Raw genomic sequence first — 14,878 nt, 5'->3', positions numbered from 1 at the left:
AAATACTTGAAGTGCCACAAACCTTTGGTTTATCAGTGGCACTCCGTATTTGACCTCACTATCATCCCACGCCTAAAGGAGTGGGCTTTCTCGTTCGGAAAATCTGTAATACTGTATTAAACCAAATAGTTGATTCTGCTCCAACTTTAACTTCCCCAATAATTTTAGATCCCGGAGCTAAAAAAACTGTAGAATCCCTAAAGGTGTTTTCCCTTTAAAAGTAATTATCAAAATTATCCCCCCGTTTTTTAAATTATCGCAATTGTTTTATTACTACTTTTACTATAACATATTTAAGTAGAGGTGGAGAATAGATGAAATACGTTTGTGAAATGCTTGGAATCGACTACCCAATTATTCAAGGTGGTATGGGAAATATCAGTAATTCAAAGTTGGCTATAGCTGTATCTGAGGCTGGAGGACTTGGAACAATTGGATGTGGAACGATGACTCCAATGGAAGTGGAGAAAATTATACTTGAAACAAAAAAACAAACAAATAAGAATTTCGCGGTTAACATAGCAATTAGTGTTTCTTCCTATACTAACGAGCTGATTGATCTTGTTATCAAACATAAGGTTCCAATTATTTCCCTTTCAGCTGGAAATCCAGCGCCTTATATTACAAAAATACATGAACATGGTGTTACCGTCATTGCACTAGTTGCTTCAGTCAAACATGCACTTAAAGCGCAAGAAGCAGGAGCAGATATTCTCGTTGCGGAAGGTTTTGAAGCTGCAGGCATCAACTCTAGTCTTGAACTTACAACATTTACGCTAATTCCACAAATAGTAAATAGTGTTACAATACCAGTAGTTGCAGCGGGAGGAATTGGTGATGGCAAAGGACTCGCAGCTGCTCTTATGCTCGGGGCAAGCGGTGTGCAAATAGGAACTCGTTTAATTGCAACGAAGGAAGCACCTTTTCACGATGTATACAAGAATAACCTAGTAGCTGCTAGTGATACAGAAACAATAATTGTAGGGCGAAGTGTTGGAAGACTTAGAAGGCTTTTAAAGACAAATTATTCAAAAAAACTAAACGAATTGGAAAAATCGGGAATCACGCCAGAGCAGTTCGGTGAATTGACATCAGAAAAACAACACGTCAAGGGTGCTATCGAAGGTGATATGGATAATGGATTTATTAATAGTGGTCAAATTGCAGGCTTAATTACACATATTCCGAGTGTAAGAGAATTACTTTATGGCATGATGGAAGAAGCGAGCAAACAAATCAGTAACGTTGGAAATGAATTACATACTCTTAATAGAAAAGCAGATAAATAATGAATGCGATTCTATTTTTTAAAAAAGGGTCCTACCTAGGTTCAGTATGAACTAAGGGAGGATTCTTTTTTAATATTTCATTATAGTTTCCAACTAATCTTAAAATATAGATTTTTCCGAATATTGGGTTGACTAAGGCATTACAGTTTGATAATATTACGTTTAAATAGTGTTATATGTAAAGGGAATGTCATACAATTAATGAAAGCGCTTTCTTTTAAGTTGCTAACGAAACGAAATAGAGGTGTGATCAACTTTAAAGTCATAAGTTTCAGACTGGACAACAAAAATAGAAAATTAATCTTTCTTACTTATTCAATATTTTTTCTTGTCGTTAAAAGAATGCTAGATGGTATAGAAAAGGTCTTCTAGAAATATATTTAGATTAAAAGTCTATGTTTGAAACATCTACATAATAAATTGAGGTGACACGATGAAACCGGGAATGGAAGTAGGTAGAGAAGAAACAATAGAAATCATTGTCACAGAGGATATGCTTGCAGCGTTTGAAGGGAAAGTTGTACACCCAGTTTATTCAACTGTAGCGATGACATATCACATGGAGTGGGTTTCTCGTAAAATCATTCTTCCATTTTTAGAGAGTCACGAAGAAGGGATGGGAGCCTCTGTGCAGCTCAAACATATAGCTGCATCTCCACTAGGTTCGACTGTCATATTAACAGCCATTTTAGTTGAACAACGGGACAATATCGTCTTGACAAAAATTACGGCGAAAAATCAATTAGGAGTAATCGGAAATGGGGAAGTGAAACAAGTAATCTTGCCTAAAGAAAAGATTGCGGAAAAGTTTAAACAAGCTTCTTCCTCAATAAAAAATAAATAAGTTATATATTCTAGGGGGCATTTTAAATGAAAGTAACAGAAAAACTTCCAAACATAAGAAATTTTGATCTTTTTGACAAAATGAGTGAGCATGAACAAGTAGTTTTTTGTAATGACCCTTCTACGGGGTTGCGTGCAATTATAGCAATTCATAATACCACTCTTGGCCCAGCACTTGGAGGTTGTCGTATGCAACCATACACTAGTTTTGATGAAGCATTGGAAGATGTATTGCGACTTTCAAAGGGAATGACTTATAAGTGCGCTGCTGCAGATGTTGATTTTGGTGGAGGAAAAGCAGTTATTATTGGGGATCCAAGAACAGACAAAACACCTGAATTATTCCGTGCATTCGGTCAATTTGTAAATTCATTAGGCGGACGATTTTTTACGGGAACAGATATGGGAACGAATATGGATGATTTTATCCACGCCATGAAAGAGACAAAATTTGTAAATGGTCTACCAGAAGAGTATGGAGGCGGCGGAGATTCTTCAATACCAACAGCGGCGGGTGTTTTATACGGAATTAAAGCAACCAATCAAGTACTCTATGGAAAAGACGATTTGGGTGGACATGTTTACGCTATTCAAGGCCTTGGTAAGGTTGGATTTAAAATAGCGATTAGTTTGCTTGAAGAGGGTGCTCATCTTATCGTAACGGACATTAATGAAGAGAGTCTAAAGGCAATTGAAGAAATAGCAACAAAAACTTCAGGTACAGTAAAAATAGTTGCAAAAGAAGATATTTATTCACAACAAGCGGATATATTCGTACCTTGTGCATTTGGTGGAATTATTAATGACAATACAATTGCTCAATTTCAAGTAAATGCAATTGTTGGATCAGCTAACAATCAGTTACTACATGAAAGTCATGGCAAAATGCTTCAAGATAAAGGCATACTCTACGCACCAGATTATATTGTTAATTCCGGAGGGCTCATCCAGGTGGCAGATGAATTGTATGGCATTAACCATGAACGTGTTCTTGCTAAAACGAAACATATTTATGATGCGATTTTAGAAGTATTCAAACAGTCTGAAATTAGCGGAATCTCAACTATGGAATCAGCAAATATAATGTGTGAGAAGAGAATAGATATTAGAGGGAAACGAAATGGCTTCTATACAGCATCAAGTAAACCTAAATGGTCATTTCACAATTAATCATGATAGGAGGCAATGAATATGGAACTTGACTATCCGATTAAAAAAATTATAGATGATAAAGGATTTTTTATTGATTCAACCTATGAGAAACAAATTAATGAGAAATTGGTGAAAGAATTTTATTTCAATATGATGCGTATTCGTACATTTGACAGAAAAGCAATTAATTTACAACGACAAGGTCGTCTCGGAACTTACGCCCCTTTTGAGGGACAGGAAGCCTCACAAGTTGGAAGTGCGCTTGCGCTGGGATCAAATGACTGGATTTTCCCTACATACCGTGATCACGGTGCAACGTTGACGTACGGAGCCGACATGGTAAGGGCTTTTTTATACTGGAATGGACGCGTAGAAGGTTGTGTTCCACCCGAAGGCAAAAAAATATTCCCACCCGCTGTACCTATTGCTACTCAACTTCCTCATGCTGCAGGTGCCGCATGGGCTGAAAAGAGAAAAGGGACACAAAATGCTGCCATAGCATACTTTGGGGACGGTGCCACGTCAGAAGGTGACTTTCATGAAGGTTTGAATTTTGCGAGTGTTTTTAAAGTACCTGTCGTGTTTTTTAACCAGAACAATGGTTATGCCATTTCGCTTCCAATTGAAAAACAGATGAATTCCGCTACAATTGCACAAAAATCAGTTGCCTATGACATGCCGGGAATTCGAATTGACGGTAACGATTGTTTTGTCGTATATTTTGAAACGAAAAAAGCATTTGATTATGCTCGAAGTGGGAATGGACCAACGTTAATAGAAGCAGTCACTTGGAGAACGGGTGCTCACACTACTGCCGATGATCCATCTAAATATCGTTCAAATGAACAAGGAATGAATATTGTCGACCCGCTTTCAAGGCTAGAAATGTTCATGAAAAATTATGGGTACTGGGACGAACAATGGATAAATGAAGTTAATAAAAAAATAACTAATGAAATCGAATCAGCTGTGGACGAAATGGAACGGTTTCCAGCTCCCAACGTAGACGATATTTTCGATCATGTATATGCAGAAATGCCAGCTCACCTTGCTGAACAAAAAAAAACCTATCTTACACATTTAAGGGGGACAGCTAAATGACGACCCACTTGAAAGAGTCAAATCATAAAAACGAAATGACTGAACAGATGACGATGATTCAAGCAATAAATGATGGGATGAGAATTATGCTTGAAGAGGATGATCGAACCATCATACTTGGAGAAGACATAGGTAAAAACGGGGGAGTATTCCGTGCAACCGAGGGACTTCAAGAAAAGTTTGGTGATGATCGAGTAGTCGATACTCCACTTTCTGAAGCGGGCATTATTGGTACATCAATTGGCTTGGCGGTAAACGGATTCAGACCGGTTGTAGAAATACAGTTTCTAGGTTTTATTTATCCAGCATACGAACAAATTATGACACATGTTTCACGAATTAGAACACGATCGATGTCACATTTCACCGTACCTATGGTCATCCGTGCACCATATGGAGCTGGAATTCGCGCTCCTGAAATCCATTCGGATAGTACGGAAATATTATTCACACACATGCCTGGCATCAAAGTAGTCTGTCCTTCTAGTCCCTATGATGCAAAAGGATTACTAATTGCAGCAATGGAAGATCCCGATCCAGTTCTTGTCTTAGAAACAATGAGAAATTATCGTTCTAAGAGAGAAGATGTGCCAGTCGGAAAGTACACTGTAGAAATTGGTAAAGGAAAGATTGTACGAGAAGGTGCGGATGTAACACTTATTGCTTGGGGGGCTATGGTTACAATTGCGGAGAAAGCAGCAGAACAAGCAGCACAACAAGGAATTAGTTGTGAAATTATTGATCTTCGTACACTTTATCCAATAGATCGAGATATACTCTCTCAGTCTGTACAGAAAACCACAAGGGCGGTTATCATTCACGAGGCACACAATACTGGTGGACTTGGGAATGACATCATTTCAATTATAAATGATACATCTTTCCTATATTTACGTGCTCCGGTTGAACGAGTGACAGGGTTTGATGTCCCGGTACCATTCTTTTCATTAGAAGAACATTATCTTCCTACTCCCGCACGTGTACTTGAAGGAATTGAAAAAGTTGTTCATTTTTAAGGAGGAAATGCAATGCTCGAAGTAAAATTGCATGATATCGGTGAAGGAATGACCGAAGGAGAAATTGTTCAATACCTGGTAAAGGTTGGGGAGCGGATTGAAACTGATCAGCCACTTGTAGAAGTGCAAACAGACAAAATGATTGCAGAACTTTCTTCTCCTTGTTCGGGTGTAGTTACAGAAATTATTATTAATCCTGGCGAAACGGTCCAAGTCGGAACAAGCCTTATTTACATCAAGGCAGATAATAATTCTGACACAAAACAATCAACACCAGCTGAAAAGAAACAAGATCCTAAAATTGAAACTATCCAACCAAGTGAAAAAAGGAGCAAGTCTTCTTTAAATAATTTTCACCGGGTACTCGCTACACCGTACACACGTAAACTAGCTCGTGACAACAATATAAGTATTGAAGATGTTCGTGCTTCAGATTTGTCAGGTAGAGTAACTGAAGAAGATGTCTATCGTTTCCTAAAAGGGGAGCAAATAGAGAATGATCATGAACCAATTGTGGAAGAGCAGAAAATAACAATCAAGAAAGAAACTCCTGATGAGATTCCTTTCAGAGGGATTCGTAAGAAAATTGCTCAAAAAATGACGAAATCACTATTTACTATTCCACATGTTACACATTTTGATGAAGTAAATATGACGAATTTATTTAAAATACGTGCAGAATTAAAAGCGTCAGGTGAATCGATAAGTGTTCCTGCATTTCTCATAAAAGCACTTGTTATTTCATTAAAAGATTTCCCAATATTCAATGCTGAACTTGATGAGGAAAATGACATCATCTTACTTAAAAGAAATTATCATATTGGTTTAGCAACTAATACTGACAATGGTCTACTTGTCCCGGTTATCCATGATGCGGACAAGAAATCAATTAAAGAAATTAATGAACAAGTCAAAAGGTTGACAGAGAAAGCGATAGCTGGGAAATTACAGCCAATTGAAATGCAAAATAGCACATTTACGATGAGCAATGTTGGTCCTCTAGGCAGTACCGGTGCTACACCAATTATCAATTTTCCAGAAACAGCTATAATTGCTTTTCATAAGACCAAAAAACAACCGATTGTTAATGACCAAGACGAAATCGTTATCGGTCATATCATGACACTTTCCATGGCATTCGATCACAGAGTTGCAGACGGGGCAACAGCTGTAGCATTTACAAACCGTTTTGCTAGTCTGATTGAACACCCACACAAACTGATGATGGAGATGATATAAAATGGTTGTAGGGGAACTCATTCAGGAAAGAGATCTCATTATCATCGGAGGTGGACCCGGTGGTTACTCTGCCGCCGTACGTGGTGCACAGCTTGGGCTTTCAGTAACTTTAATTGAACAAGCAGAAATGGGTGGTGTTTGTTTAAACAAAGGTTGTATTCCTTCCAAAGTTTTTACTCACGCTGCAGCCAAACTGTCAGATACAACTCATTTACGTGATTTAGGGATTGGGAATGGTGATGAAGTTTTTAATTTAAAGAAACTCCTTTCTTACAAAGAGTCTGTGATTGATGGACTTAGATCTGGTGTAGAAAGTCTTTGTAAGGAAAACAAAATTGAAGTAATTCTAGGAAGAGCTTCATTTCTCGGTGCAGACAGAATTGGTGTGGAAAATGGACATCAGTTCGACATTTACGAATTTAAACAGGGTATCATCGCTACAGGGAGTTCACAGGAAATGCCTTCAGGATTGATGGAAAATGGAAAACGAATTTTATTGTCCCATGAAATATTTGAATTAGAAGAAGTGCCAGAACATCTTATCGTAAATGGATGTGATTACATTGCTCTAGAAATAGCGTCTAGTTTTGCGGCACTCGGTGCAAAAGTCACGATTCTTCTTGATAAAAAAGAAGGATATCCATTTGATGAATCAATCAATAAAGAATTGAATCGATTATTCAAGAAACGGAAAATTAACGTGATACAAGTCTTTGAATTGATTTCGACGAATGAAACTGAGGACGAAATTTCTGTGACTTGTATAAACGATAAAAATTCAGAAGAGACAATAATTGGAACATATCTAATTTTTTCTGGAATCAGGAAACCGAATATAGAATCTTTAGGCATCAGTCGCTTAAAAATAGAACAAACGGTTGAAGGTTTCATTAAGGTCGACGAAAATATGCAATCATCCATTCCTTCCATATATGCAATTGGTGATGTAACGGAAGGTCCTCTCCTAGCGATTAAGGCAATTAAGCAAGGAAAAGCGGCTGTTGAATCAATTGCAGGTGGAAAACCGGAAGTGGATCTCACCTTTTTACCAATTGTTGCACACACAATTCCTCCCATTGTTTGCGTTGGTCTTACTGAGAAAAAAGCACGTGATTCTGGCATGGAATTACGTGTCAGCCGATTCGCACTTGGAGGCAACGGTTATGCAACAATTACAAATAAAAAGGATGGATTTATTAAAGTTATTTCCGATTCAACTACCGATATAATCGTAGGTATTCACATGATTGGGGACGGTGCAATTGAAATGTCAGGTTCCTTTGTCCAGCTGTTAGAAATGGCTGCAAAAGAAGAAGATATAAAATTTCCTGCTTACGCGCATCCAGGAATAAATGAAGGACTACTTGAAGCTGTGGAAGCTCTTATCGGACAAGCAATTCATGCTGGACCCGTCAAAATTAGAAAGAAAGATTTGTTATCGATTTAACTAGAGATTACTAGCGAGTATTGTCATCTAAACTATTAAAGTAATTAAGTACCTGGAATTCCCTTTTTAAAAAACTAAATTTATGAAATTTTCAAACTCCATTTGACTATCTATTTAAGCGAGTGTACTATTACGATAAATTATAATATGCTAAGAAGTTTTTCAAGGTAGAATTATAAGCTAGTAGGGGGAATTTTAATGAAGAATATTTTGGGGAAAGTTGCTGTTCTTTTCTTCAGTACTGCGCTTATTCTTGCAGGGTGTAGTGAGGGAGGAGAAAACAAGGCAACTGGGGAAACTGGGGAAACAAAGAAATATAAGATTGGTGTCACTCAAATAGTAGAACACCCATCTTTAAATGCAGCTTTTGATGGTTTTAAAGAGGCCTTAGAAGTTGAAGGACTTGAGGTAGAATATATAGTGGAAAACGCACAAAATGATAATAGTGCAAACACCACAATTGCTACTAACCTTGTTAATTCTGGAGTAGATTTGATTTTTGCAAATTCAACACCTAGTGCACAAGCTGTAGCAAGTGCTACTCAAACAATTCCAATCGTTTTCACTTCGGTTACAGATGCTGTAAGTGCTGAGTTGGTTGATTCAATGGAAAGTCCAGGAGGGAATCTCACAGGTACAATAGACTTGCATCCCGATGTAATTAAGAATACTTTGACCTTCCTAAAAGAAGAATTGGGTGCAAAAAATGTGGGAATTATATTTAACTCAGGAGAACAAAACTCCCGTGTACAGATGGATAAAGTAAATGAATTGAAAGATGAACTGGGTCTTAATATTGTGGAAGCTTCTGTGGCAACATCGGCAGAAGTAAAACAAGCGGCAGAATCATTGATAGGTAAAGTTGACTCATTATATATTATTAAAGACAATACAGTTGTTTCAGCGCTTGAGTCTGTAGTTTTAGTAGCTAGAAATAACAAACTACCAATGATGGTTGGTGAGTTAGATTCAGTAAAACGAGGCGGTTTAGCTGCATTTGGCTTTGAATACTTTGATCTTGGATATGAAGCAGGCTTAATGGCTGTTAAGATTTTAAAAGAAGGTAATAAACCGTCTGATTTACCAGTTCAAGTTCCTAAAGAATTAAGATTTGTTATGAACAAAGAGACAATAGAGGCAATTGAGCTAAAAGTTAAAGACGAGTGGAAAGCTGAATTCAGTGAATAAATAAAAGATTATTCTAAAATATTTTACTGTTTTTACATTTCTAGACAAGAGAGCGTCTTTTTGTGCCTATCAATTTAGTCTGTACTACTAATCATCTCATCTTTATATTTATTAGTTTAGCTGAAAAGTTTTCTTTCTTTTCTAATATAACATTGTAAGTTTGAAAATAGTTTTGAAATCCTTATAGATTTATTGCTACACTGCATGTTAAACTCTTATATTATCAGAACTCTTAAAATCTTTAGATATATCCACATATTAATAATAGTATTGAGTAATCTATTCCTTGGTTTCAAATATTTACAAAATAGAACTAAGATTATCATAGGGGGAAATTCGATGAAGAATAGTTGGAAAAAAATAGGTCTTGTTTTTTTCAGTACTGCACTAATTCTTGCAGGATGTGGAGATGGAGGCGATAAAGCTGAAAATGATACAACTAGTGACGAAACAAAGACATATAAAATTGGGGTAACACAAATTGTAGAACATCCTTCTTTAAATGCTGCTTTTGATGGTTTCAAAGAGGCATTAAAGGATGCAGGAATTAATGCTGAATATGATGTTCAAATTGCTCAAGGAGATTCTAGTGCAAATACATCAATTGCAACTAATCTAGTCACCTCTAACGTAGATCTTATATTTGCTAATTCAACACCTAGTGCACAGGCAGCATTGGCTGCTACAACAGAAATTCCGATTATATTCACTTCAGTAACAGATGCTGTTGGAGCTGAACTAGTCGCTTCTATGGAAAGTCCAGGAGGGAATGTAACAGGTACAATTGACAATCATCCTGATGCAATTCCTAACACAATGAAGTTTCTAAAAGAGGAATTAAATGTTAAAAATGTAGGAATGGTGTTTAACTCTGGAGAACAAAACTCACGTGCTCAAGTGGATGCAGTGAAAGAAATGTTAAAAGATATGGATATGTCCGTTGTTGAAGCGTCTGTTGCAACGTCTGCAGATGTAAAACAAGCAACGGAATCATTGCTGGATAAAGTGGACTCATTGTACATTATTACAGATAATACGGTTGTTTCTGCACTAGAATCCGTAATTTCAGTCGCAAACGAGAATAAGTTACCCATGATGGTCGGAGAATTTGACTCTGTAAAACGCGGGGGCTTAGCAGCATATGGATTTGAATACTTTGATATTGGCTACGAAGCTGGTGAAATGGCTGTTAAAATCTTAAAGGGTGAAAGTAAACCCGCTGATATACCTGTTCAGATTCCACAAAATTTGAAATTTATTATGAACAAAGATACAGCAGATACTATCGAACTTAAAATTAAAGATGAATGGAAAGCTGAATTTATTGAATAAATAGGAGATGATTCTGTATGTTTTCAGCTGTTTTTGGTTCTGTAGAGCAAGGAATCATTTATGCAATTATGGCGCTCGGTGTGTATCTTTCATTCCGAGTTTTAGATTTTCCGGATTTGACGGTTGACGGAAGTTTTGTAACAGGAGCTGGGGTTGCTGCCACAATGATTACCTTCGGATATCATCCGTTGTTAGCAACAGCAGCGGCCATAGTTATCGGATTTCTTGCCGGTTGTATGACCGGCCTCCTACATACAAAAGGTAAGATCAATGCACTACTTGCTGGTATATTAATGATGATTGCTTTATATTCAATAAACTTACGTATCATGGGACTAACCTCTGAGAATTCCATAGGGCGACCCAATATCCCTTTATTAAATGCTGAAACATTGTATAGTAAATTCTATTCGTTTTGGAGTACTTTAGGCATCGATACAACAATTAATAATTTCTTTGAAATGTTCGGTTTGCAATATTTGCCTTCTACTTGGGGAACATTGTTCATCATGACGATTATTGTAATCATTATTAAATTGGTCGTAGATTGGTTTTTGAAAACTGAAATAGGTCTTGCAATAAGAGCAACTGGGGATAATAAAAAAATGATTCGAAGTTTATCAGCAAATACTGACAATCTTGTTATCATTGGTCTAGGATTTTCCAATGCACTTGTTGCCTTTTCAGGAGCTCTATTAGCTCAGTATGCAAAGTTTGCAGACATCGGCATGGGAATTGGAATGATCATTATTGGTTTAGCTTCAGTCATCATAGGTGAGGCAATATTTGGTACAAAAACGATTATGCGAACAACCCTTGCTGTAATTGCTGGAGCAATAATCTACAGAATTGTACTTGGTCTTGCTCTTAGAATAGACTTTCTTGACACGGGAGATATGAAAATAATCACCGCGACTATTGTAATTTGTGCGTTGATTTTACCACAATATTTTGAAAAGAAACGAGAAAAAAACAGGAAATTAAAACGTCACGCTGAACGTTTATCACTGAAAAAGGAGGAGAATTCCGTTGCTTAAGCTAAATCAGATTAATAAAGTATTTAATGAAGCAACGCCTGATGAAAAAATTGCATTGGATCAGATTAATCTAACGTTAAACACTGGAGATTTTATGACTGTTATTGGAAGCAACGGAGCTGGAAAGTCAACTATGCTGAATATGGTTTCCGGTTCTCTTACTCCCGATTTTGGCGAGATTGAAATTGCTGGTAAGGATGTTACAAAATACCCGGAATTTAAACGTTCACAGATGATTGGCAGGGTTTTTCAGGATCCAATGGCTGGAACTGCCCCCTCGATGACAATAGAAGAAAACCTTGCAATGGCTTATTCTCGAAATAAAAAGCGAATTTTAAGAAAAGCGGTAGATAAGAAGCGACGTGAAATTTTCCGACTAGCCCTTGAAAAACTTAATTTAAATCTTGAAAATCGATTGAATGCAAAAGTTGGAATGCTTTCAGGAGGAGAGCGACAGGCACTTTCCTTGTTAATGGCTACCTTTACACAGCCTTCTATTTTGCTTCTTGATGAACATACGGCTGCACTTGATCCTGCGAGGGCGGAGATAATTACAAATTTAACAAAGCAACTTGTAGAAAAAGATCAGTTAACAACTTTGATGATTACTCATAATATGCAGCAAGCGCTAGACTTGGGGAACAGACTTATCATGATGGACAAAGGACAAATTATATTAGAAGTTGAAGCTGAAGATAAGAAAAAATTAACGATTCCTAAACTGATGGATGAATTCCAACGTATCCGTGGTGAAAAGTTAACGAGTGACAAAGCGTTACTATCCTTTTAATTTTGTAGGGATTTTGAGTTCTTTATTGGCTATCATAAAAATAAAACGGGAAACCCATCAAATAATTGATGAGTTTCTCGTTTTTCATTTATTAACCCTTACCTTATTTGAAGTAGATGGAAATGTCATATTACTTACTTATTGATTGTCCTCTACATCCTCAACTAATATAAATAAGAAGCGGTAGATTAATTCAAAAGCCTCTTTAAGCGACATTTCCATATGGAAAAGATCAACAAAGTTTATAGGAAAATTCACATGCCACATGCCATCTTCGATCGAAAACAACACACTGTATTCAGTTTTATCCCCTTGCAAATGGTTGTTAAAATGCGTTTTTATTGCATCTCCGAATTTCTTTTGCAGTTTCAATCCCATCATAGCAGTATAGGTTTCAAATACTTCATCAAATTCTAACGCAATTGAGTCTACGCCAATATTTTCAAGTGACATGGATTCAACATAAAGAAATTCATTCCTGTGAACCTTTAGGTAATTTAATGGTTGATTTAAAAAGCTAAAAGTTTCCTTAGATAACAGTTCTTCTGTTTCTTTATTGCATCGTTCAATAACGGCATTAAAATATCTAGTATCCGAGTCTAAATCCACAACTTCGATATTACTGGAAAGTAATTGATTTTTTACTACATACTCTTTTTCTTCTGGATATAAATCCAACTTTTTCTCTTCTGTAGTTAGTGCATATGCTATATGTTTTTCTAACTGTTTCTTTAACATTGATCAACAACTCCTGTTCTAATAATAGTATATCTCACCGGTCATAGTTAAGCTTTGAAACAGTGCAATTTGTCACCCTATAATCCACTGGAGGAAAATTGTAAACTTAAAATTCCCCACTATAAATAGTCGTTGAATGCAAGAGTACGACTATTTATTTCAACCATTATACCCAAGTAATCTTGTGTTAATAATGGTATGATTGGGGTGTATTAGTATAGGTACTCAAGGGTGGTTGGCTCACTTCCTGAAAGGGGGTGGTGCCTGTGTCAGTAGCTGAAAGTCTGATGTTTGCAATAGCTTTTGCAACTTTAGTCGTTTTGATATTGTCCTTTAACCAAAAAAAATAACCCATCCTTGAGTTAGCAGCCAAGATGGGTTATTTCTCACTATTTACGCTGACACCCTTGTAGGGAACCTGCTATTACATGGCTGAATGGTGCTGGTTACACCATTCAGTCTTTTTTAGTTTATGCTTTTCTAAGTATTATTATAACATAATGAAAATTACTTTCAAATTAAATAAACTACTAAACGAGAATTTCAACTTAATAACGGCCACTTTTAACCGAATTTAACATTTATTTATATATACTGAGTCATTTTCATAATAAAAAATCTAGTAATAAAATACGAACAAAGTTGATTTTCGCTCCAAGCGGACGCTTTCCGTGGGGCACGGCTTCAAATTGACTCATACTAGACGACTATTATTAAACCACACTCTTAGAACCATACAAAATCTCTGGATAATCATCTAGAATTCCCCTTAACACCTGCTCAACATGTTCAACCTTTTCTACTTTCATTCCGCCTCGTTTGGAATATTATAGAACATTGATATAATGTATAAAGGAGAATATTTTAATTTCGCGGATTGTATAATTAAGCGAGACACTATCAAAAGACATGTCATGATACACTCAAGTTATAACCGACAAAAGTTAATAAGGAGAGTGCATCAGACATGTCCTACACCCATCTTACCAAAACAGAACTGATATTCATAGAAGAATACCATTCCATTGGTCATACTGAACGAAAAATAGCCAAAAACTTAAAGCGTGGTCATGAAACAATCTATCGAGCAGGTGCTTGACGGTTTCACAGCGCTTGATATTTACCTTACGTATACAGAGAATAAATCAAATTACGGACGTACGAATATTGATCAATTACCGAAACACTTATTTAAACTAATTATCTTCGACTTTGGTAAAGAATTTTCTAATTGGAAAAATATCAGTAATCATCATGATATTGATATTTATTTCGCTGATCCAGGAACGCCTTCTCAAAGAGCTTTAAATGAACATTCTTCGTCAGAATGGATTGCCTAAAGAAATGGATTTTCGTCCTGTTACACAAATTTATATATCTAGTGTTGCTTTACGCAGAAACCATATACCCAGAAAATCACTAAATTACCAAACACCCATTGAGTATTTCATGGAACATGCAGATCAAGATATTTTGTCTCGCTTAATTTGACAAAACAATTTTTTATAGATCTTTAGAAATTAGTTAGAAAAAACGTGAGTAGCATCGCTATAATCGAAGTTTGCTGAAAAATTATTTATTTCACTTCTCACGGAGAGCCGTAGAATTCTATAGTCAATTGACTCAATTTCATAACTTCTCAATTAGATAATAAACACGAACATTTAATTGGAATTTATATTAATAATCCGTTAATTTTAGACAGG

13 protein-coding genes and 1 pseudogene are annotated in these 14,878 nt (G+C 36.3%); 13 read left to right on the top strand and 1 reads right to left on the bottom strand.

The annotated features are described in order from the left end of the window. Positions 1–314: 314 nt before the first annotated feature. From B371_RS0107720 to B371_RS0107670, 11 genes are all read left to right on the top strand, one after another. Positions 315–1,289, top strand: coding sequence for a nitronate monooxygenase family protein (locus tag B371_RS0107720; protein ID WP_019413734.1), 975 nt, complete (start codon positions 315–317; stop codon positions 1,287–1,289). Positions 1,290–1,722: 433 nt separating this feature from the next. Further along, positions 1,723–2,133 (top strand): thioesterase family protein, encoded by a 411-nt coding sequence (locus B371_RS0107715; protein ID WP_019413733.1) that lies wholly within the window; start codon positions 1,723–1,725, stop codon positions 2,131–2,133. A 26-nt stretch (positions 2,134–2,159) separates the two neighbouring features. Next, positions 2,160–3,302, top strand: coding sequence for a Glu/Leu/Phe/Val dehydrogenase (locus tag B371_RS0107710; RefSeq protein ID WP_019413732.1), 1,143 nt, complete (start codon positions 2,160–2,162; stop codon positions 3,300–3,302). Between the two features lie 21 nt (positions 3,303–3,323). Further along, on the top strand, positions 3,324–4,385 hold the full coding sequence (pdhA, locus tag B371_RS0107705; protein ID WP_019413731.1) for a pyruvate dehydrogenase (acetyl-transferring) E1 component subunit alpha: 1,062 nt from the start codon (positions 3,324–3,326) through the stop codon (positions 4,383–4,385). After that, the gene (locus B371_RS0107700) at positions 4,382–5,401 is read left to right on the top strand and encodes an alpha-ketoacid dehydrogenase subunit beta (protein ID WP_019413730.1); all 1,020 of its coding nucleotides are present in this window, start codon (positions 4,382–4,384) and stop codon (positions 5,399–5,401) included. The genes pdhA and B371_RS0107700 overlap by 4 nt, the downstream gene beginning before the upstream one ends. 12 nt (positions 5,402–5,413) lie before the next feature. Further along, positions 5,414–6,640, top strand: a complete 1,227-nt coding sequence (locus B371_RS0107695; protein WP_019413729.1) for a dihydrolipoamide acetyltransferase family protein — start codon at positions 5,414–5,416, stop codon at positions 6,638–6,640. Between the two features lies 1 nt (position 6,641). After that, positions 6,642–8,087 (top strand): NAD(P)/FAD-dependent oxidoreductase, encoded by a 1,446-nt coding sequence (locus B371_RS0107690; RefSeq protein WP_019413728.1) that lies wholly within the window; start codon positions 6,642–6,644, stop codon positions 8,085–8,087. A 198-nt stretch (positions 8,088–8,285) separates the two neighbouring features. Then, positions 8,286–9,275, top strand: coding sequence for an ABC transporter substrate-binding protein (locus B371_RS0107685; RefSeq protein WP_019413727.1), 990 nt, complete (start codon positions 8,286–8,288; stop codon positions 9,273–9,275). Between the two features lie 339 nt (positions 9,276–9,614). After that, positions 9,615–10,607 (top strand): ABC transporter substrate-binding protein, encoded by a 993-nt coding sequence (locus B371_RS0107680; RefSeq protein ID WP_019413726.1) that lies wholly within the window; start codon positions 9,615–9,617, stop codon positions 10,605–10,607. A gap of 17 nt (positions 10,608–10,624) precedes the next feature. Then, entirely contained in the window at positions 10,625–11,644 is a 1,020-nt protein-coding gene (locus B371_RS0107675) for an ABC transporter permease (protein ID WP_019413725.1), read from the top strand. Beyond that, entirely contained in the window at positions 11,637–12,434 is a 798-nt protein-coding gene (locus B371_RS0107670) for an ABC transporter ATP-binding protein (protein ID WP_019413724.1), read from the top strand. Before B371_RS0107675 ends, B371_RS0107670 begins: the two co-directional genes overlap by 8 nt. Before the next feature lie 138 nt (positions 12,435–12,572). On the opposite strand, the gene B371_RS0107665 is transcribed toward B371_RS0107670, so the two are convergent. Then, complete coding sequence (locus tag B371_RS0107665; RefSeq protein WP_019413723.1) at positions 12,573–13,172, bottom strand: hypothetical protein; 600 nt, start codon at positions 13,170–13,172, stop codon at positions 12,573–12,575. Positions 13,173–14,139: 967 nt separating this feature from the next. On the opposite strand from B371_RS0107665, the gene B371_RS24025 reads away from it, so the two are divergent. Together B371_RS24025 and B371_RS24020 are read left to right on the top strand one after the other, a co-directional pair. Next, positions 14,140–14,271: a helix-turn-helix domain-containing protein gene (locus B371_RS24025; protein WP_019413722.1), complete on the top strand. Its 132-nt coding sequence runs from the start codon at positions 14,140–14,142 to the stop codon at positions 14,269–14,271. Positions 14,272–14,344: 73 nt separating this feature from the next. Beyond that, positions 14,345–14,663, top strand: a pseudogene (locus B371_RS24020) (transposase); the annotation flags it as partial. Between the last annotated feature and the right edge of the window lie 215 nt (positions 14,664–14,878).

This window comes from Paenisporosarcina sp. TG20, from assembly GCF_000286315.1.
GTDB lineage: Bacteria > Bacillota > Bacilli > Bacillales_A > Planococcaceae > Paenisporosarcina.
The sequence above is the reverse complement of the archived record's forward strand: the minus strand, read 5'-3'. Positions and strand labels throughout refer to the sequence as shown.

Coding starts and splice junctions, on each gene's coding strand:
- B371_RS0107720 (WP_019413734.1), top strand. CDS start 315: ATGAAATACGTTTGTGAAATGCTTGGAATCGACTACCCAATTATTCAA.
- B371_RS0107715 (WP_019413733.1), top strand. CDS start 1,723: ATGAAACCGGGAATGGAAGTAGGTAGAGAAGAAACAATAGAAATCATT.
- B371_RS0107710 (WP_019413732.1), top strand. CDS start 2,160: ATGAAAGTAACAGAAAAACTTCCAAACATAAGAAATTTTGATCTTTTT.
- pdhA (WP_019413731.1), top strand. CDS start 3,324: ATGGAACTTGACTATCCGATTAAAAAAATTATAGATGATAAAGGATTT.
- B371_RS0107700 (WP_019413730.1), top strand. CDS start 4,382: ATGACGACCCACTTGAAAGAGTCAAATCATAAAAACGAAATGACTGAA.
- B371_RS0107695 (WP_019413729.1), top strand. CDS start 5,414: ATGCTCGAAGTAAAATTGCATGATATCGGTGAAGGAATGACCGAAGGA.
- B371_RS0107690 (WP_019413728.1), top strand. CDS start 6,642: ATGGTTGTAGGGGAACTCATTCAGGAAAGAGATCTCATTATCATCGGA.
- B371_RS0107685 (WP_019413727.1), top strand. CDS start 8,286: ATGAAGAATATTTTGGGGAAAGTTGCTGTTCTTTTCTTCAGTACTGCG.
- B371_RS0107680 (WP_019413726.1), top strand. CDS start 9,615: ATGAAGAATAGTTGGAAAAAAATAGGTCTTGTTTTTTTCAGTACTGCA.
- B371_RS0107675 (WP_019413725.1), top strand. CDS start 10,625: ATGTTTTCAGCTGTTTTTGGTTCTGTAGAGCAAGGAATCATTTATGCA.
- B371_RS0107665 (WP_019413723.1), bottom strand. CDS start 13,172: ATGTTAAAGAAACAGTTAGAAAAACATATAGCATATGCACTAACTACA.
- B371_RS24025 (WP_019413722.1), top strand. CDS start 14,140: ATGTCCTACACCCATCTTACCAAAACAGAACTGATATTCATAGAAGAA.